This window comes from Faecalibacterium sp. I3-3-89, from assembly GCF_023347275.1.
GTDB lineage: Bacteria > Bacillota > Clostridia > Oscillospirales > Ruminococcaceae > Faecalibacterium > Faecalibacterium butyricigenerans.
Genome location: NZ_CP094468.1, coordinates 983,722 through 1,001,986, shown reverse-complemented (window position 1 = coordinate 1,001,986; position 18,265 = coordinate 983,722). Strand labels below are relative to the sequence as shown.

General features: G+C 64.9%; 14 protein-coding genes. 3 read left to right on the top strand and 11 right to left on the bottom strand.

Features of this window, described 5'->3' with window-relative positions:
* Positions 1-9: 9 nt before the first annotated feature.
* From plsX to MTP38_RS04630, 10 genes are all read right to left on the bottom strand, one after another.
* The gene (plsX, locus tag MTP38_RS04675; RefSeq protein ID WP_249234405.1) at positions 10-1,017 is read right to left on the bottom strand and encodes a phosphate acyltransferase PlsX; all 1,008 of its coding nucleotides are present in this window, start codon (positions 1,015-1,017) and stop codon (positions 10-12) included.
* Positions 1,018-1,183: 166 nt separating this feature from the next.
* On the bottom strand, positions 1,184-2,560 hold the full coding sequence (trmFO, locus tag MTP38_RS04670; protein ID WP_249234404.1) for a methylenetetrahydrofolate--tRNA-(uracil(54)-C(5))-methyltransferase (FADH(2)-oxidizing) TrmFO: 1,377 nt from the start codon (positions 2,558-2,560) through the stop codon (positions 1,184-1,186).
* A 116-nt stretch (positions 2,561-2,676) separates the two neighbouring features.
* Positions 2,677-4,764: a type I DNA topoisomerase gene (gene topA / locus MTP38_RS04665; RefSeq protein ID WP_227619864.1), complete on the bottom strand. Its 2,088-nt coding sequence runs from the start codon at positions 4,762-4,764 to the stop codon at positions 2,677-2,679.
* Positions 4,765-4,871: 107 nt separating this feature from the next.
* Positions 4,872-6,017, bottom strand: coding sequence for a DNA-processing protein DprA (gene dprA, locus MTP38_RS04660; protein ID WP_249234403.1), 1,146 nt, complete (start codon positions 6,015-6,017; stop codon positions 4,872-4,874).
* Positions 6,014-6,793 (bottom strand): TrmH family RNA methyltransferase, encoded by a 780-nt coding sequence (locus MTP38_RS04655; RefSeq protein WP_249234402.1) that lies wholly within the window; start codon positions 6,791-6,793, stop codon positions 6,014-6,016. The genes dprA and MTP38_RS04655 overlap by 4 nt, the downstream gene beginning before the upstream one ends.
* Before the next feature lie 79 nt (positions 6,794-6,872).
* Positions 6,873-7,223 carry a 50S ribosomal protein L20 gene (rplT, locus tag MTP38_RS04650; RefSeq protein WP_015563667.1) on the bottom strand — a complete coding sequence of 117 codons (351 nt, stop codon included), beginning with the start codon at positions 7,221-7,223 and terminating at the stop codon, positions 6,873-6,875.
* A gap of 53 nt (positions 7,224-7,276) precedes the next feature.
* A complete protein-coding gene (rpmI, locus tag MTP38_RS04645) occupies positions 7,277-7,480 on the bottom strand; it encodes a 50S ribosomal protein L35 (RefSeq protein WP_005928215.1) in 204 nt (67 codons plus the stop codon).
* Positions 7,481-7,498: 18 nt separating this feature from the next.
* Positions 7,499-8,077, bottom strand: a complete 579-nt coding sequence (infC, locus tag MTP38_RS04640; protein ID WP_249234401.1) for a translation initiation factor IF-3 — start codon at positions 8,075-8,077, stop codon at positions 7,499-7,501.
* Between the two features lie 444 nt (positions 8,078-8,521).
* Positions 8,522-12,208 carry a UvrD-helicase domain-containing protein gene (locus tag MTP38_RS04635; RefSeq protein ID WP_249234400.1) on the bottom strand — a complete coding sequence of 1,229 codons (3,687 nt, stop codon included), beginning with the start codon at positions 12,206-12,208 and terminating at the stop codon, positions 8,522-8,524.
* Positions 12,205-15,558: a PD-(D/E)XK nuclease family protein gene (locus MTP38_RS04630; protein ID WP_249234399.1), complete on the bottom strand. Its 3,354-nt coding sequence runs from the start codon at positions 15,556-15,558 to the stop codon at positions 12,205-12,207. The genes MTP38_RS04635 and MTP38_RS04630 overlap by 4 nt, the downstream gene beginning before the upstream one ends.
* Positions 15,559-15,674: 116 nt before the next feature.
* On the opposite strand from MTP38_RS04630, the gene ruvX reads away from it, so the two are divergent.
* Both ruvX and MTP38_RS04620 read left to right on the top strand, forming a co-directional pair.
* Positions 15,675-16,106: a Holliday junction resolvase RuvX gene (gene ruvX, locus MTP38_RS04625; protein ID WP_249234398.1), complete on the top strand. Its 432-nt coding sequence runs from the start codon at positions 15,675-15,677 to the stop codon at positions 16,104-16,106.
* Between the two features lie 263 nt (positions 16,107-16,369).
* The gene (locus MTP38_RS04620; RefSeq protein WP_249234397.1) at positions 16,370-16,840 is read left to right on the top strand and encodes a hypothetical protein; all 471 of its coding nucleotides are present in this window, start codon (positions 16,370-16,372) and stop codon (positions 16,838-16,840) included.
* A 95-nt stretch (positions 16,841-16,935) separates the two neighbouring features.
* On the opposite strand, the gene MTP38_RS04615 is transcribed toward MTP38_RS04620, so the two are convergent.
* Entirely contained in the window at positions 16,936-17,673 is a 738-nt protein-coding gene (locus MTP38_RS04615) for a peptidylprolyl isomerase (RefSeq protein ID WP_249234396.1), read from the bottom strand.
* 265 nt (positions 17,674-17,938) lie between these two features.
* Here MTP38_RS04615 and MTP38_RS04610 point away from each other — a divergent pair, with 265 nt between their 5' ends.
* Positions 17,939-18,259 (top strand): DUF1292 domain-containing protein, encoded by a 321-nt coding sequence (locus tag MTP38_RS04610; protein ID WP_227619873.1) that lies wholly within the window; start codon positions 17,939-17,941, stop codon positions 18,257-18,259.
* Positions 18,260-18,265: the final 6 nt, after the last annotated feature.

The window sequence follows — 18,265 nt, the reverse complement described above, 5'->3', positions numbered from 1 at the left end:
TTGATTTCCTTATTCCTTCGCAGTATTCAGCTCATCCAGCGCAGTCTGCATGGTGCCGCACAGGTCGTTTTCCACGCAGATCTTTGCCTGCCGGATGGCGTTCTTGATGCCCTTGGCCTTGGAGGAGCCGTGGGCCTTGATGACCGGCTGCTTTGCGCCGAGGAAGGGTGCGCCGCCGTACTCCTCGCTGTCCATCTGATGCTTGAGGCCGGACACGCTGTTCTTCAGCAGCAGGAAAGCCAGCTTTCCGCCCAGATTTTTCAGGAACATCTCCTTCAGCATCCCCAGCAGCATCTTGGCCACGCCCTCGGTAAGCTTGAGGATGACGTTGCCGGTAAAACCGTCGCAGACGACGACGTCCACGTCGCCGTTCGGCACGTCCCGCGGCTCGATGTTGCCCACAAAGCGGATGCCCGGGGTGGTCTTGAGGAGCTGGTGGGCCTCCTTAAGCATGGGCGTGCCCTTGCTCTCCTCCGCGCCGTTGTTGGCCAGCGCCACGCTGGGGGAGGTGCGGCCCTCTACCTTGTTCACATAGCAGCTGCCCATGACGGCGAAGGCAGCCAGCATCTCGGGGCGGCACTCCACATTCGCGCCGCAGTCCAGCAGCAGGTAGGCCTTATTCTTGGCAGGCACCATGGTGGCCAGCGCCGGGCGCTTGATGCCCCGCAGGGTGCGGACGATAAGGCTCGCGCCCACATGGAGCGCGCCGGTGCTGCCGGCCGAGACGAATGCGTCGCCCCTGCCCTCCTTCAGCAGGTTCAGGCCCACGACGATGGAGGAGTCCTTCTTGGTGCGGATGGCCCTGGCCGGCTCGTCGCACATCTCGATGACCTCGGTGCAGTTGACCAGCTCGATGCCGTCCAGCGGGATGTTGTTGTCCGCAGCAGTCTTGCGGACAAGGGCCTCATCGCCCACGCCGATGAGCTGGACGCCATACTCCTTGACAGCTGCGGCTGCGCCCTCCAGCACAGCCAGCGGGGCGTTGTCGCCGCCCATCATATCCACGATGATCTTCATAGGTTTTGTCTCCCTTCTTGGGGGATAACCTCTCCGTCACGCCTGCGGCGTGCCACCTCCCCTACCGAGGGGAGGCCTTGGCATTCCGGAAAGCTTTTCCTCTTCGCCAGAGGCTCCCCTCGGTAGGGGAGCTGTCGAGCGAAGCGAGACTGAGAGGTTGTCCATTTTACAGAGAAGTTTCCTCCAGCCACTGCTGGAAGCTGGCCACGGCGCGTTCGGCCACGGCCATGTAACGCAGGCGCTTGTCCCGCGGGCGGGTCTCGGCGGGCAGCGGGGGCAGGATGCCCATGTTCGCGCCCATCGGCTGGAAATGCTTGTTCTCGGTGGTGAGGTACTGGATGAGCGCGCCGCACATGGTATCGATGGGCGGCGCGGGCAGCTCTTTCCCCTCCAGACGGGCGTAGAGGCTGCGGGCCGCCAGCAGGCCGCAGGCCGCGCTCTCCATATAGCCCTCAAAGCCGGTGATCTGGCCCGCGAAGAAGACATTGGGGTGCTCCTTGAGGTACAGGCCGGTGCTCAGCACCCGGGGCGCGTCGAGGAAGGTGTTGCGGTGCATAACGCCGTACCGGACGAACTCGGCGTTCTCGAGGCCGGGGATCATGCTGAACACCCGCTTCTGCTCTCCCCATTTCAGGTTGGTCTGGAAACCCACGATATTATACAGCGTCCGCTCCTTATTTTCAGCCCGGAGCTGGACGTTGGCCCACGGGCGGTGGCCCGTGCGGGGGTCGATGAGGCCCACCGGGCGCAGCGGGCCGAACCGCATGGTGTCCGCGCCCCGCGCCGCCATGATCTCGATGGGCATACAGCCCTCATAGACCGTGACGGTGTCGGCCTTCTTGCCGTGGGCGTCGGGGTCGGGCTGTGCGCCCTGCTCTGCCCCTGCATCAAAATCGTGGAGGGGAGCGCGCTCGGCAGAGGCCAGCGCGGCGTGGAAGGCCTCGTACTCGGCCTTATTGAAGGGGCAGTTGAGGTAGTCGGCCTCGCCCCGGTCGTACCGGGAGGCGGCAAAGACCTTCTCGTAGTCGAGGCTCTCCGCCGTCACGATGGGAGCCACAGCGTCATAGAAGTGGAGGCGCTCATCTCCGGTGAGGCGTCCGATCTCGTCCGCCAGCGCGCCGTCGGTCAGCGGGCCGGTGGCCACGAGGACGGGGGCGCTCTCATCAATGTGCTCCACCCGCTCGCGGTGGACGGTGATGCCCGGGCATTCCTCCACCATCCGGGTGACTTCGGCGCTGAAGGTGTCGCGGTCTACCGCCAGCGCACCGCCTGCGGCCACGCGGGCCGTCTCGGCGGCATTCAGGAGCTGGCTGCCCATCCGGCGCATCTCCTCCTTCAGCAGGCCGGAGGCGGAGTCCAGCCGCTCGGCCTTGAGGCTGTTGGAGCAGATCAGCTCCGCGAAACCCTCGCTCTTGTGGGCCGGGGAGAAGTGTGTGGGCTTCTGCTCGTAAAGCTCCACCTGCACGCCCCGGCCCGCCAGCCAGAGGGCCGCTTCGCAGCCCGCCAGACCGGCGCCTAATACGGTAACTTTATAGTTGCTCATTTAATATCCCTTTTATCTCACTTCAAGCTCAAGGCAGTCAGCGAAGACTTTCCCGCACTGCCAAAGGCTCCCCTCGATAGGGGAGCTGTCTGCGAAGCAGACTGAGAGGTTCAATCTTAATCGCCTTTTTTCGGCACCGGCATCTCGAAGCCGCAGCCCTCCTTTGCGCAGTAGAGCTTGGAGCCTTTGCGGAAGAGAGTGGAGCCGCACTTCTCACACTTGGTGGGTACCGGCATATCCCAGGTCATGAAGTCGCAGTCGGGGTAGCGCTCGCAGCCGTAGTAGATGCGGCCCTTGGCGCTCTTGCGCTCCAGCATACGGCCCTTGCCGCACTTGGGGCAGATGCCGCCGGTATCCTTCACGAGACGCTTGGTGCCCCGGCACTCGGGGAAGCCGCTGCAGGCAAGGAACTTGCCGAACTTGCCCACCTTGATGACCATGGGGCGTCCGCAGAGGTCGCAGACCTCGCTGGACGGTTCATCGGGCACCTTGACCTTCTTGCCTTCCATGTTCTTCTCGGCCTGCTCGAGGCTGGCGGCGAAGCCCTTGTAGAAGTCGTCCACCGTCTTGTGCCAGTCGGCCTTGCCGCTCTCCACCTTATCAAGGTTCTTTTCCATCTCCGCGGAGAAGTCCACGTCCACGATGTGGGGGAACTGCTCCAGCATCAGGCCGTCCACGGCACGGCCCAGCAGGGTGGGCTTGAGCTTCTTCTGCTCCCGCTCCACATAGCCGCGGTCGATGATGGTGGTGATGATGGGGGCGTAGGTAGAGGGGCGGCCGATGCCGTTCTCTTCCAGCGCCTTGATGAGGGTGGCTTCGGTATAGCGGGCGGGGGGCTGGGTGAACTTCTGCTCGCTCTTCAGCTCCCGCAGCTTGAGCACCTGACCCTCCTCGAGAGGGGGCAGGCTGGTCTCCTTCTTCTCCTTCTCGTCGGTGGCCTCCTCGTAGAGAACGGTAAAGCCGTCGAAGGTGACGGTGTAGCCGCTGGCCTTGAAGCGGTAGCCCCCGGCGGTGACGGTGACGGAGACGGTGTCCTGCTGGCAGTCGGCCATCTGGCTGGCCATGAAGCGGCTCCAGATCATCCGGTAGAGCTTGGCGGTGTCGCCGCTGATGCTCTTGTCCACTTCATCGGGGGTCAGGCCCGGCACAGAGGGGCGGATGGCCTCATGGGCGTCCTGCGCTGCCGTGGCGCTCTTGGTCTTCCAAGTGCGCTTGTAGGGGCAGATGTAGCTCTCGCCGTAGGCCCCGGCGATATACTCCTTAGCGGCGGCGACGGCCTCATCCGAGATGCGGAGGCTGTCGGTACGCATATAGGTGATGAGGCCCATGGTGCCGTGGCCCGCGATGTCCACACCTTCGTAGAGGGTCTGGGCGGCCCGCATGGTGCGGGTGGCCGTAAAGCCCAGACGGCGGGAGGCCTCCTGCTGCAGCGTACTGGTAATGAAGGCCGGAGTGGGCTGCTTTGCGCGCTTGCCCTTCTTCAGCTCGGTCACGGTGTACTCGGCCCCCTCGAGGCCCTGCTCGATGGCGCGGGCCTCAGCCTCGGTGCGGGGCAGGAGCTTTTTGCCCTTGGCGTCAGAGGCCAGCCGGGCGGTGAAACTCTTGTGGCCCACGCCCAGCGTGGCGTCCACGTTCCAGTATTCCTCGGGCTTGAAGGCCTCGATCTCCTTCTCGCGGTCGTCGATAAGGCGGACGGCTACGCTCTGGACACGGCCCGCCGACAGGCCCCGGCGCACCTTCCGCCAGAGGAAGGGGCTGAGCTTGTAGCCCACGAGACGGTCCAGCACACGGCGGGCCTGCTGGGCGTTGAAGAGGTCTTCGTCGATGGCGCGGGGGTGGGCCATGCCCTCCTTGACGCCCTTCTTGGTGATCTCATCGAAGGTCACGCGGTTGGGGGCGTGGGGGTCAAGGCCGAGGATGTTGGCCAGATGCCAGCTGATGGCTTCGCCTTCGCGGTCCGGGTCGGTCGCAAGGATCACGCCGTCGGCGTGTTTGGCCTTGCTCTTCAGCTCCTTGATGAGCTTTTCCTTGCCCTTGATGCTGATGTACTGCGGCGTATAGTCATGCTCGACATCGATGCCCAGCTGGGAGGCGGGCAAGTCGCGGATATGGCCCATGCTGGCCGTAACCTCATAGTCGTTGCCCAGATATTTGCCGATGGTCTTCGCCTTGGCAGGCGACTCCACGATCACGAGTTTTGCCATTACACTTTACTCCTATATATAGATCCTCATCAGCCGCTGCCGCGCGGGCAGAGGCGAAGCCCGGCCTTGGCGGACTGAGAGGTTTGCTCTCTTTAAATTGCGCGTCCTCAGCGCAGAATATACCGTTTGCCCGGCAGGCAGGTCACCCTGCCGGAAAGCTCGAGCCGCATCAGGACGCCCAGCAGTGCCGCCGTGGGCAGGCCGCTCCTGACGCCCAGCTCCTCGATGCCCTGCGTTCTGCCGCTCATGCAGGAGAGCACGAGCCGCTCGTTCTCGCTCAGAGGCTGGGGCGCAGCCTTGGGCGGCGGGGCCGGCCTTGCAGCGCTCAGCCCCAGTGTACCAAATAAATCCTCTGCTGTACAGACCGCTTTTGCGCGGCCATCCCGCAGAAGAGCGTTCGTCCCCGCCGAGGAAGGCGAAAAGATGCTTCCCGGCAGCGCGAACACCGGCTTGCCGTACCGCTCCGCGTGGGCCACGGTGGACATGGTGCCGCTCTTTTCCTTGGCTTCCAGCACCACCAGCGCCCCCGAGAGGGCCGCGATGAGGCGGTTGCGCTGCAAAAAGCCCACCGTCCCCACAGCGTCGTTCTCGGGCGGGTACTCGCTGATGACGCAGCCCTTCTGCTCGATGGCCCGGCGCAGCTCCCGGTTGGCGGCGGGATAGGTGCGGTCGATGGGGACGCCCATCACCGCGATGGTGGGGCAGTTCTCCCCCACCGCCGCCCGGTGTCCGGCACTGTCCAGCCCGTCGGCCAGACCGCTCACGATGATGGCCCCCGCCCGGGCGAGGCCCTTCCCGATGTCAGCAGCGGCCCGCAGGCCGTATTCGGTGGGTCTTCTCGTCCCCACCATCCCCACGGCGGCAGGCTCGTTGAGCCAGCGGGGGTCGCCGGTGCAGTAGAGCACCAGCGGCATATCCGGGATGCGGGAGAAGGCCAGCGGGTAGTCGGGGTCGTCATAGGTCAGGATGCGGATGCGGCGGGCCGCACACCGCCGCGCAAAAGCGCTGTAGTGCACCGGCGTGTTGTCGGGCAGACAAGCCCGCTGGGCGGCGGCAGGGCCGACAGCGGCGGCGAAGGCATCGGTGTCCCGGGCCTCCCATGCCTCCTGCGCTCCACCGAAAGCATCCAGCACGGCTCCGGCCCGCAGGCTGCCCGCCCCCAGCGTCCCCGCCAGCCAGAGCCAGCACAGGAGCGGGTCGGGGACAGGCTCGGGCGGGAAAAGGCTCAGCTGCCCCTCCCCGGCCCGGTTCACAGGCTCTCCTCCCGGAAGTGCCACAGCAGGATGCTGCCCGCAATGCCTGCGTTCAGGCTCTCGACCCGGTCGGTCATGGGGATGCGCACCGTGCCGGTGCAGGCGGCGATGGTCTCATCCGTCAGGCCCTGTCCCTCGCTACCGATGACGACGCAGACGCCGTCCGGGCAGCTGGACGCCGCCGCGCTCAGGGGCTGGGACTGGTAGAGGGCAGCGGCGAGACAGGTGATGCCCAGTGCCCGCAGCCGGGCGATGGTCTCGGGCATCTTTCCGGCCTCGATGACCGGGATGCGCACCGCTGCCCCCATGGAGGCCCGGAGAGTCTTGGGGGCGAAAACGCTGGCACAGCCGTCGCTGAGCAGCACGCCGTCGAAGCCGAAGGCCGCTGCCGAGCGCAGCAGGGTGCCCACATTGCCGGGGTCCTGCACCCGCTCGAGGGCGAGGTAGCGTCCGCCCTTCTTCACCTCTTCCAAGGTATGCACCGGCGTGCGGAAAACACCGAACACCCCCTGATGGGTGCCCACGTCGGCCAGCTTGTCGGCCACATGGTCCTCCACCAGATAGTGCTCCCCCGGCAGGCCGGAAAGCTCCGGGCATTTTTCCAGCGCCGCCTCGGTGCAGAAGAGGGTCTCCAGCTCTGCGCCCCGGCAAAGCTCGGGGCAGAGCTTCCGCCCCTCGGCCAGAAAGCGGCCCTCGGCGCGGCGGAACGCCCCGCTGGACGCCAGACGGCAGGCGTATTTGACTTTTGCGTTTTCCCGGCTGGTGATCTTCTCCATCCGTCTTTCCTCCTACTGCCAAAACATACAAAAAGGACGCCCGCGTATCAGTACGCGCGGGCGTCTTTTTTAAGGTCTATTAGGCGTTCTTCACGGTCTCGACCAGAGCTGCGAAGCTCTTGGGATCGTTGATGGCCATCTCGCTGAGCATCTTGCGGTTCAGCTCGATGCCAGCCTTCTTCAGGCCAGCCATGAAGCTGGAGTAGTTCATGCCCAGAGGACGGACAGCGTTGTTGATGCGGCATATCCACAGGTTGCGGAACTGACGCTTCTTCATGCGGCGGCCAGCCAGAGCGTAGTTGCCGCTCTTCATGACCTGCTGCTTAGCCATCTTAAAGTGCTTGCTCTTGCAGCCGTAGAAGCCCTTGGCCAGCTTCAGCATCTTCTTGCGACGTTTGTGAGTCATGGTTGCGCCCTTAATACGTGCCATTTTTTATATCTCCTTTAGTATCTCAGTAGAATGTGTTTGCTTGCGGCTCGCTCTTAGGCGTAGGGCAGCATGCTCTTGATGGTAGCTGCGTTGGTCTTGTCAACGTAGCTGGGCTGACGGTAGCCACGGGTCAGCTTGGTGGTCTTCTTGGTCAGGATGTGGCTGCGGAATGCATGACCGCGCTTGATCTTGCCGTTCTTGGTCAGCTTAAAGCGCTTCTTAGCGCCGGAGTGCGTCTTCAGTTTCATCTTAGCCATTTTAGTATCCTCCTAAAATTAGTCCTTATTGGGTTTCGGGATCAGCAGAATGGACATCGTACGGCCCTCGAGGACCGGCGGCTTATCCATGCTTGCCTGAGGCAGGGCCTCAGCGAAGCGCTTCAGCACGTCGGCGCCCAGAGCGCTGTGCGCCATCTCACGGCCGCGGAAACGGATCGAAGCCTTTACCTTGTGGCCAGCGGCCAGAAACTTGGCCGTCTGGTTCAGCTTGGTGTTGAAGTCGTTGGTGTCAATGTTGAGCGAGAGGCGGGTCTCTTTGACTTCGACCACCTTCTGGTTCTTCTTGGCTTCCTTCTCCTTCTTCTGCTGTTCAAAGCGGTACTTGCCGTAATCCAGCACCTTGCACACAGGCGGGACAGCCTGCGGGGCGATCTTGACCAGATCAAGGCCGGCGTCCTCAGCAGCGCGCATGGCCACCTGAATGCTGACCACGCCCTTCTGCTCGCCGTCAGCACCGATCAGGCGAACCTCACGGTCACGGATCTGACCGTTGATCTCCAGTTCCTTCGACTTTCCAGCGGTAGCGATAATGAATGCACCTCCAAACAATAGTCCATAGTGTTGCGTTTTTGGCATAGAAAACGCGGCCGCCCCAGTTTCGGGACAGCCGCGCGAAATTCACTCAAAAGCGCGATTCGTTCTTTAAGACGAACCGGTTCAGGGTATAGCCCGGGAGTCCAGACTCCACAAGGCGAGCGCGGCACAGGCCGTAGCTGCTTTCTTTACTCAAGTATTCTACCACACCCCGGAGAGGCTGTCAAGCATTTTTATGCGCTTTTTTGAAATTTTATGTTTGAGACCGCCCCAAGGCTCTCCCCTTGGGAGAGCTGGCGCGAAGCGCCTGAGAGGGCAAGCCCGGCGCGACAGGGCCTCTTTACAGCGATCGGCAGGCGCTTCGTCAGAGCGATGCTATCGCTGTGCCTGCGATTTTCCGTCAGCATCCTTGCCCTCTCCGTCACCTTCGGTGACACCTCTCCCAAAGGGAGAGGCTTTGGCGTCCCGCAACGCTTCGCCCTCTCTCTATACCTTTATCAATTCCCCCAGCTCCAGCGAGTAGATTCCCTTATACGTCACCCGCCGGGGCGCGAAGCGCTTGTCGATGGCCTTGGCGTACAGCTCCAGCTGGGCGCGGTAGGCGCGGACGAAATCGGCGCGTGTCTTGCGGCGGTCGGTCTTGTAGTCCAGCAGCTCAAGGTGGTCGGGGTAGACGAGGACGATGTCCGCGATGCCCTGCACCAGCACCCCGGCGTCGGCAGCGCTGTTCCCCTCCGGCAGGGCACGTCCCTGCGCGGCCATGACCTCTGCGGCGGGCAGCGAGGTGATGAAGGCCAGCTCCCGCAGCACCTCCTCTGCACCGCAGATGCGGTCAAAGGCCTCGCTGCGCACAAAGCGGAGGATCTTATTTTCATCCAGTTTTTCGGCGATGGCGGGGGGCGTGAGCTGTGCCGCCACCTGACGCTCCCGCTCGGTGCGGACTGCATCCAGCACAGCGGCATCCTCCCCGCCCTGCACCGCCGCCAGCGCGGCGAAGTCGGCGTGCTCGAGGAAGGCGTGGAGGGCCGTGCCCATCTCGGCAGCGGTGAGGCCGTCCTTTGAGAGGAAGCCCGGGCGCTCAAGAGTGGTGCGTTCGGCGGCGTGGACAAGGCTGGTGACGCTGACCTTGGCGGGGATATTTGCCAGCGCCGCCGCCGGATACTGCCAGCCGAAGCCCTGCCGCAGCGTTTCCACAAGGGCGGGGTCGGCCTCGGGCTGAGGCGGCGTTTCCTCCCCGGTGCGCGGCCCTGCGGGCGGGAGGGGGTCTGCCTGCACTGTGAGGGTGAGGGTGCTCCGGGTATCCACAAAGGGCAGTTCAAGGTTCCCCGCAAGGCGGCGGAGCGGCCCGCCGTTCGGGTGGACGAGGAGAGCTGCCCGCAGCCAGTCGGCAAAGCTGCCCGCCTGGGCGTTCAGGGTCTGGCCCGCCCCGGCGGCAAGGAAGGCGGCGGCTTTGGCGAAGGGGTTGGACGTCCGGCCGATGCCCAGCGGGACGGTGAGGATGAGCTTGTCCTGCGCCCGGGTGAGCGCCACATACAAAAGCCGCATCTGCTCGCTGCGCAGCTCAGCGGCGTGGACAGTGGCAAGGGCGGTGTAGGCCGCCGTCCGATAAGACCCCTCGCCGCCCTCGGGACGGAGGCGGAGTCCCGCCCCGCAGACCCGGTGGAGCAGGACGGGCTGGCGGGTATCGGCGGCGTTGAACTGCCGGGCCGTGTCGGCCACGAAGACCACCGGGAACTGCAGGCCCTTGGAGCGATGGATGGTCATGATGGTGACGCAGCCGGGCCTTGCCCCGCCGGGGGTGGTCTCCTGCCCGGTGGAACCGGCCAGCGCGGCCGCGTCGATGGCCCGGACGAGGGCCGAGATGCCCCCCGCGCCCGCACCGGCGCAGAAAGCGGCAAACCTTCTCGCGTCCTCCCGGCGGCGCTGACCGTTCTCCATGGCACCGAGGGCGGCGAGATAGCCGGTGGAGACGAAGATCTCCTCCAGCAGTTCCTCCACCGGCACGCTCCGGGCCATCCGGCGCAGGGCGGTGAGACGCTGGTAAAAAGCCCCCACCCGGCGGGTGAAGTCATCCTCCGCCCCGCTGCGTGCAGCCTGCAATACCGCGCCGTAGAGGCTGATGCGGGTGTGCTGGTCGGTGCTCTGCGCCCCTGCCCGGAGGCGGACGAGGTCATCGTCGGTGAAGCCGAACATGGGGCCGAGCATAGCGGCAGCAAGGTAGATGTCCTGCGCGGGGTTGTCGATGACCCGCAGCAGGGCGATGAGGGGGCGGATGTGGGGTGCGTCCAAGAGGTTCTCCCGGGCGTCGGCGTAGACCGGGATGCCCCGGGCCGTCAGGGCCTCGGCGTAGGCCGGAAAGTCGCCGCGTGCCGCCAGCAGGACGCAGCAGTCCTCATACTGCACCGGACGGGTGGTGCCGCCATCCCGCACCGGCTCACCGGAGGCTACCATCGTCTCGATGCGGTCGGCAATATAATTTGCATCCGTCTCGGCGGTGTCATCGGACAGGAAGCAGGCCTCCACGCTGCCCTCATACTCCCCCGGCGCACCGCAGACAAGGCGCTGGCCGTCGCCGTAGGCCGTATCGCCCAGCTGAGGGGTCATGAGCTGTTCGAAGAGGAAGTTGATGCCCGCCACCACCTGCGGGGCGGAGCGGAAGTTGGCGTCCAGCGCCAGCAGGGCGTTCCTGCCGGGGGCACCCTCTTCGGGGCGGGGGCGGGCCGCGCCGCCGGGCAGGGGCGGCCAGCTCTCCAGCTTCTCCCGGAAGATGGTGGGGTCGGCCTGCCGGAAGCGGTAGATGCTCTGCTTGAGGTCGCCCACGAGGAAGAGGTCGTCCCCTGCCGGGCTTGCGAGGCAGCGGTAAAGGGCATCCTGCAATGCGTTGGTGTCCTGATATTCGTCCACCATGACGGCAGCATAGCCCTGTCGGATGCTCTGGCACAGCTCAGTGGGCTGGCCGTCCTCGTCCCGCAGGAGGCGGAGGGCCAGATGCTCGAAATCGCTGAATTCCAGCAGCCGGCGCTCCCGCTTCCGGGCCGTAAAGCGGGCGTCGAAGTCCCGCACGGCGGCAAAAAGGGCGCGCAGGCGGGGTTCGGCGGCTCTCCGGTCCAGCTCGGCCTCGTCCAGACTACAGCTGATCAGATCTTCTATTTTTTCAAAGAGCTTCGCGGCCTCGTCGGCCCGGGTCTTGACAGCGTCCTTGTGCTCGCCGGTGAGCCGCTTTTTCATATTCTTGAGGCCGGGGACCTGCTCCATGCCGAGGACGTAGGGCGTCAGCTTATCGTAGAGGGGCGTCCACTCCCCCGCCTCCGCCAGATGCTCCACCTCTCCCAGCAGGGCGGCGGCGCTCTCGAGCCGTTCCAGCGGCTCGGCGAACCGCTCATTCATGCCCGCCACAGCCTTTTCCTTGGCGGCGGGGGTCTTTTTGCTGGCCTCGGCGTCGGCCCGCGCCGTGACGAGGTCGGCCCGGCTGTCCTTCAATGCGGCGGACAGCAGCTCCCCCGCCGCCCGGGCCGACCGGGCGGCTTCGGCCAGCAGGATGTCGTGCCAGCAGGTGCGGACGAAGCCGTTCTCGTCCTGCCATGGGGCCAGCATCTCGTCCAGCTTCCTGCCGTAGTCGGGCAGGGCGCGGAGGAAGTCATAGACCTGCAGGACGGCCTCCCCCGCCGCACTGTCGGTGCGGCCCTTGCCGTAAAGGTCGGCGAAGGCACAGAAATCCGCGTTCAGATAGGCCGCTTCCAGCGTCTCGGCGAGGGCCGCAGTGCGCAGCGTCTCCACGCTGCCGGGGTCGGCGGGGGTGAAGTCGGGCGGGATGTCCAGCGCCTGAAAGTGCTTGCGGAGCAGGTCGAGGCAGAAGGCGTCAATGGTGCAGATGGGGGCACGCTGCAAAAGCATCCGCTGGCGGCGGAGGGCCGTGTTGGACGGCTCGGCCTGACTGCGGCGGAGCAGCGCCTGCCCGATGCGGGCGCGAAGCTCGGCGGCGGCGGCGTTGGTAAAGGTGACGATGAGGAGCCGGTCGGCGTCCACGGGGTGCTCCGGGTCGGTGATGAGCCGGACGGCCCGCTCCGTCAGCACGGCGGTCTTGCCGCTGCCCGCGGCGGCGCTCACCAGCAGCGCACCGCCCCGGTCGTCGATGGCGGCACGCTGGGCCGGGGTCCATTTTGTCTCGCTCACGGGTCTTTTTCCTCCTTCTTATCGGGGTCTTCGGATGGCTCAAAGGGCTTTGCGGGGGCGTCGAGGGCGCGCTCTCCCACGCCGTCCTCGTGGCAGCAGATAAAGCCGTAATCGCACCACCGGCAGGGGCTTCGGCCCGTGACCAGCGGCTCGGCGGCGATGCAGCCGCTGTAGAGCTGCTCGCCCATCCGGGTGACGAGGTCGTCGAGGTGGAGCTGGATGCGGGAGAGCTTGGCCTTGTCGGCCCGCTTGTCCTTCTGGTAGGGGCTGGGTTCGCCGCCCCGGAAGCTGAAGGGCAGATACCGTCCCGTCTCCTCGGCGTCCATGGCGTCGAAGACCTTTCGCTCGTCCCGCACGAGGCCGTCCAGTTTATAGTCCATGGTCTGGGCGGCCTTGTCTCGGGTGGTGGTCTCGGGGGCGGGGTCGGCCAGCAGATACAAAACGCCCGCCGGTTCGGCCCCGGTGAAGCGTCCGCCCGCGTCCCGGGTCAGGCTGAACAGGTAGAGCAGCATCTGGCAGTCAAGACCGCAGTAGACCTCCCGGAGGTCCAGCTTCTTCGAGCCGGTCTTGTAGTCCACCACCCGCACCCAGCGGGTGCCGTCGTCCTCGATCCACTCGTCGGCACGGTCCACCGTGCCGATGAGCTGCACCGTCCGCCCGTCGGAGAGGCGGTAGGTCTGGCCCCGGACGGCGTCCTCGCCGGGGCCGATCTTCAGCTCACAGGCCACAGGGCGGAAGCTGGACTGACGCTGCTCGTCCCGCAGGTAGCACAGCAGGCCTGCCATGCTCTTTTTCAGGCGGGAGAGCAGGTAGGCAAAGCGGGCCGTGTCCTCGGGGAGGTAGCGCTTTGCATACTCGTCCACCAGCAGCCCGGCCAGCGCTGCCATGGCCTCGTCGTCGAGGTCGAGGAAGGGCTGCAGGCCCGCGCAGGGGTTGTCGGGGCCGGGATGGGGGTCGAGGGCCATCTGGAGCACCCAGTGCATGAGGGTGCCGCTCTGGTCGGCGGAGAGCTCGGCCCGCCTGCGGGGGCGGAGGCCCAGAACATATTGCAGAAAATAGCCGTACCGACAGGTGTAATATTTTTCCAGCTGGCTGGGCGAAATGCGCAGACGCCGCCCCAACAGGGTCTCGAGGGCCTCAAGGTCGCTGACCTGACGGGGGGCGCGGCCCGCCATCCGGCGCAGGAGGGCGAGCCCCTCCGGCTCGGCTGCACCGGGGGCGCAGAGGGCCTCGGTGAGGCTGGCCCGTTCGGTGTCCGTCAGGGGCCAGCCGCCGCCCAGCACATCGAGGCCGTCGGCGGGGGTGGCGGCGAGGTCGGGCAGCTCCAGCACGGGAGCAGCGGGGGCCAGCAGGTCCACGACCGGCTCGAGGGCGGCGCAGAGGGTCTGGCCCTGCCCCTTGGGCCAGCTGAGCCAGAGGCCCTTGGCCGGGGCGGTGAGGGCCTTGTAGAAGCAGACCTGCTCACGGACGACCCGGTTCTCGAAGCAGTCGGGCAGCTCGACCTCCTGCGCCATGAGGGCGTCCCGGTCGGCGTGGGTCAGGAGGCCCGTCTCGCCGGGCGCGGCGGGAAACTCGCCCTCGGAGAGGCCCAGCACAAAGACGTAGTCCGGCGCATCGAGGCGCATCTTGCCCGCGCTGGCCAGCACCACAGCGTCCAGCGTCTGGGGGATGTGGCCGAGGTCGGAGGAGCGCAGCAGCAGACCGAAGAGCTCCTCGTACTCGGCGATGGTGACGCTCTGACCGCCCAACAGGCTGGCCATCTCGTCCAGCAGGCCCATGACCACATTCCACTCCCGGGCGGCTTCCTCGGCGGCGGGGATGCCCCGCTCGGCCCGGATGGCCTCCACCTGCGCGGCCTGTGCCTCCTCGGCCCCCAGCTCCTTGAGGCAGAAGTAGAGAGCGCGGCTCATCTGCTCGGCGCTGGCGGAGCGGAGCTTTGCACGCAGACCGTCGGCGGCCGTTACAAGGAGGGCGCGGGCCTTCTCGGCCCGGGCGAGGTTCTCGGTATCCTCGGCGGTGGGGTCTGCGTCGCCGAAGCCCCGGGGATTCTTTTCGAAGGGAGCGCGCCACGCTGCCGCGCCCGGCGACCATGTGTAGGCGTAGTTCTCGAGGGCGCAGACCTCCTCTTCGGTGAGGGCACACAGGCCCGTCTTTGCCAGCGTGGTGAGCTGTTCGGTCAGCTCTGCGCCCCGGGCAATGGCCAGCAGGCAGCGCACCGCCGTGGCCGGAGCGCTGAACTCAGGGGTGGTCGGCTCGTCGCAGTAGAGGGGGATGTCCGCCATCCGGAACTCGTACCGGACGGCGGCGCGGTACTTTGCAATGTCGCGGCAGACCACGGCGACCCTGCCGCAGCGGACGCCCTGCCGCATGAGGCGGCAGATAGCCGCAGCAGCAGCCCGGGCTTCCTCCTCCCGGCTGGGGGCGGCGAAGAGCTTTATTTCCGGGCAGGCCGGGGGCGGGTCGCACTGGCCCGACGCCAGCAGCCGGGCCGCTGCCGCGAGGCCGGGGGCATCGGCGTGGCGCACGTCCCGGCGCAGCAGCTCCGGCACGGCCACCTCGGTGCCGCTCCGGCGGGCTAGCTGGCGCAGCTGTGCCGCCACCTGCTTTGCCCCCGAGAAAAGGCTCATATCCCCCGGGATGAGGGGAGCGCCGTCATCGCAGAGAGCCACCGTCACGGTGGGCAGAGAGGCCAGCAGCGCACCCATCAGCCGCTTTTTCGGGGCGTTGAAGGTGTCGAACTCGTCGATGAACACCTCCCGACCGCGCAGAAACTCCGGCAGTCCTCCCCGGGCAAGGGCGTTCTCGAGGCGGGACGCAGCCAGCGTGAGGCGGTCGGAGGGGTCCATGCCCGTCCCGGCCAGCAGGGTCTCGTAGCCCTGAAAGATGAGGGCCAGCTCGCTGAGCTTTGCGCTGTCTGCGCCGCACTCCTGCGCCAGCGCATAGAGCCGCTGGCCCGAGAGGCCCGCGCTCTTCAGCTCGTCGATGGTCTCCGCAGCCATCTGGCAGAAGGCGGCAGAGCGGCGGTGGCGATAGTAATAATGGACGTTGTCCTGCAATTCCTCGAGGGCTCGGCGGACCAGCACGGCCCGGCCCGCATCGCTGAGGGTCTGGACGGCGGAGCCGCCCTCCGCCGACAGGATGTGCTCGGCGAGGCTGGTGAAGGAAAAGCTCTCCACCAGCCCGCTCAGCGCGTCTCCCAGCTCCCGGTGGATGCGGCCCTCGGTGGACGAGGTGAACTGTTCCGGCACCAGCAGGATGCTCCTGCCGCCCGCCTCGGCCCGGGCGCGGATGCGCTGGTACAGCAGGGTGGTCTTTCCGCTGCCGGAAGCTCCTAAAAGTAGTTTTAACATGATGAATCTCTCCGTTGGATGGATTTTCTGCTTATTTCTCATTGTACCACAAAATTGCAGCGACATCTATTCTGTGGTACAATGGAGAAAAAATCATCTCAGGAGGATGACCCTGCATGAAAATATTAGCCGTAGATTACGGTGACAGCCGCACCGGCCTCGCCACCTGCGACCGCACCGAATTTCTCACCACCGCCATCACGCCCCAGATCACCCTCAAGGCCCGGGACAAGGTGGCCTCGAAGGTCTGCGAGGTGGCAAAGGACATCGGGGCGGAGCTGATCGTCATCGGCCTGCCGCTGAACATGGACGGCACCGAGGGCGAGCGTGCCCGCAAGAGCCGGAAGCTGGCCAAGACTGTGGAGATCTGGAGCGGGCTGCCCGTCCGGATGTGGGACGAGCGCCAGACCACCTGCGCCGCCGCCGACCTCCTCGACGAGAGCGGCACCTTCGGCGCAAAGCGGAAGGGCATCCTCGATTCGGTGAGCGCGACGGTCATTCTGGACGACTATCTCGCATGGCGGAAGGAGCATCCGGGGGAGGTCTGAAAGCCCCCCGCCGCCCCTGCGGCAAAGTTTCTTTGCGAAATCCGGACAGTTTGTTGCGAAGTCCGCAGAAAATCGTCGTTTTCCGGTTTGTTTTCACAATTTTCCCAAGCCGAATTTGTATAGTTTTCCGGCTTGACAGCACCGGCTCTTCTCCGATAAAATGAGGGTAGAAGAACCCCCTGCCCAGATGGCCGGGGATGACGCTTCTTCATGAGAAAAAACAACTGGACTCACCGAAACAAAAACGATTGGAGGCGACCCACATGACAAAACTGAGAAAACTGACTGCCCTGCTTCTGGCCGGTGCACTGACCCTTCTGTTCCTGACCGCCTGCAGCGGTGGCGGCGGTTCTTCCGGCCCGGAGGCCCAGGCCGAAGCCGAGGTGATGGGGGCCATCCAACGCAATACCTCCACCGCAAGCCTAAAAAATGACGATGGGATGCAGCGTATCGCCAAAGCCAGTCTGAAGGCCAAACTGAAAGGTAGCTTCAGAGGATACACAGGCTACCACGAAGTAACGTACGATGAAAAAACTTCGACCCTGACCCTCATCGCCCAATACGATTATAAGGACACTACCTTGGAAAAACTCATTGGTTACATCACCGAGAACAAGGAGGCTTCTAACCTGAAGTTCAATCTTTCCAGCAACTGGGCCAAGGTAGGCGTAGCAGCTGAGACCTATCGAGGGAAGACCTACATCGCCATCACTCTGCAGGTAAAGAAGACCTGACCTGTCCCTTTTCCCCATAAACGCAAATCACCCGCCAGTTGGCGGGTGATTTTTTTGCAGCTGTCCCACCGCCCGGAGGGCGGAAAAGCAGCTTCTTATTCGTATTTCGTGATGGTCACACTGTTGATGGTGATGGGTTCGGTGGGGCGCTGAGCCTCATCCACGCCGGTCCGGGCGATGGCGTCCACCACGTCCATCCCCTCGTACACCTGCCCGAAGACGGTATCGGTGTAGTCGAGATAGGGTGCGCCGCCCGCCGTCTGGTAAGCGCTGATGACCTCGGCCCGCCAGCCGGCGGCAGTCATCTGGTCGGTCAGCTCCTGTGTCACTGAGTCTGCGCCCGGCAGCGTCTCCATGACGTAGAAAACGCTGGCGCATTCGCCCGAGGCGTCCGCCGCCGCACAGAGGGCACCGGAGTAATGGTGGAGCTTATCGGTGGTCTCGGCGGGGTAGCGGCTGCCGTTCCAGATGGTGGTGCCCCTGCCGTCTGCGCCCTGCCCGGCCTCGACCACAAAATCCTTCTCCACCCGGGTGACGGTGAGACCGTTATAAAAGCCCTGCCCGGCCAGCGTGGTGAAGTTCTGCACCGCCTGCGGGGCTTCGTCGGGGAAAAGCACGGCCTTAAAGATGCCCGCCGAGGTGTCGAACACCGCGATGGTGTCCCCCGCCGCCGGGTGGGCGAACTGCAGCTCTGCCGACTCCACCGCCGGGCGGCTGATGCTCTGAGCTGACGTGCTGCCGCCCTTGAGGCTGGAGAGGACGCCGCCCCCACTGCACCCGGCCAGCACTGCCGTCAGGGCCAGTGCGGCCATTATTTTTTTCAAGGCTCTCATATCCGGGCCTCCCTCTTCGTATGCTGTAGTAAAAGCTATCGATATAGTATAGCACATTCCGGGATGAAATGCGAGAGAAAAAAGCATCAAACTTTGTCCGATAATTTCTTTGAAAAAACTCTTGACGAGTGACGATAAAAACGCTAAACTATAGGCGTACCCGGAACCCGCACCACCAGAGCGATGGGGCCGCCGGGGCATATGTGAGATAATCTGTTTGTGTATAATAGTGCATACCCGGTATTTCGATAGGAGAACGTGATCTATGGCAGAAGAGATGAAGAAGCCCGCCGCTGAGACCGAAGAGGAGTATCAGCCTGATCTGATGACCCTCGAGGACGAGGATGGCAACGAGGTCACGTTTGAAGTGATCGACGCTCTGGACCACAAGGGCGTGCATTATCTTGCCGTCGTGGAATACGCCGAGAACGAGGATGATCTGGACGAGGATGCCCAGTTGGTCATCCTGAGTGTCGGCGAGGACGATGAGGGCGAGTATCTCGACGTGGTGGAGGACGATGAAACGCTGCTGGAAGTCAGCAAGCTGTTCGAGAAGCGTCTGAGCGACCAGTTTGAGATCGACTGATTTGTC

Coding starts and splice junctions, on each gene's coding strand:
- plsX (WP_249234405.1), bottom strand. CDS start 1,017: ATGAAGATCATCGTGGATATGATGGGCGGCGACAACGCCCCGCTGGCT.
- trmFO (WP_249234404.1), bottom strand. CDS start 2,560: ATGAGCAACTATAAAGTTACCGTATTAGGCGCCGGTCTGGCGGGCTGC.
- topA (WP_227619864.1), bottom strand. CDS start 4,764: ATGGCAAAACTCGTGATCGTGGAGTCGCCTGCCAAGGCGAAGACCATC.
- MTP38_RS04655 (WP_249234402.1), bottom strand. CDS start 6,793: ATGGAGAAGATCACCAGCCGGGAAAACGCAAAAGTCAAATACGCCTGC.
- rplT (WP_015563667.1), bottom strand. CDS start 7,223: ATGGCACGTATTAAGGGCGCAACCATGACTCACAAACGTCGCAAGAAG.
- rpmI (WP_005928215.1), bottom strand. CDS start 7,480: ATGGCTAAGATGAAACTGAAGACGCACTCCGGCGCTAAGAAGCGCTTT.
- infC (WP_249234401.1), bottom strand. CDS start 8,077: ATGCCAAAAACGCAACACTATGGACTATTGTTTGGAGGTGCATTCATT.
- MTP38_RS04630 (WP_249234399.1), bottom strand. CDS start 15,558: ATGTTAAAACTACTTTTAGGAGCTTCCGGCAGCGGAAAGACCACCCTG.
- ruvX (WP_249234398.1), top strand. CDS start 15,675: ATGAAAATATTAGCCGTAGATTACGGTGACAGCCGCACCGGCCTCGCC.
- MTP38_RS04620 (WP_249234397.1), top strand. CDS start 16,370: ATGACAAAACTGAGAAAACTGACTGCCCTGCTTCTGGCCGGTGCACTG.
- MTP38_RS04615 (WP_249234396.1), bottom strand. CDS start 17,673: ATGAGAGCCTTGAAAAAAATAATGGCCGCACTGGCCCTGACGGCAGTG.
- MTP38_RS04610 (WP_227619873.1), top strand. CDS start 17,939: ATGGCAGAAGAGATGAAGAAGCCCGCCGCTGAGACCGAAGAGGAGTAT.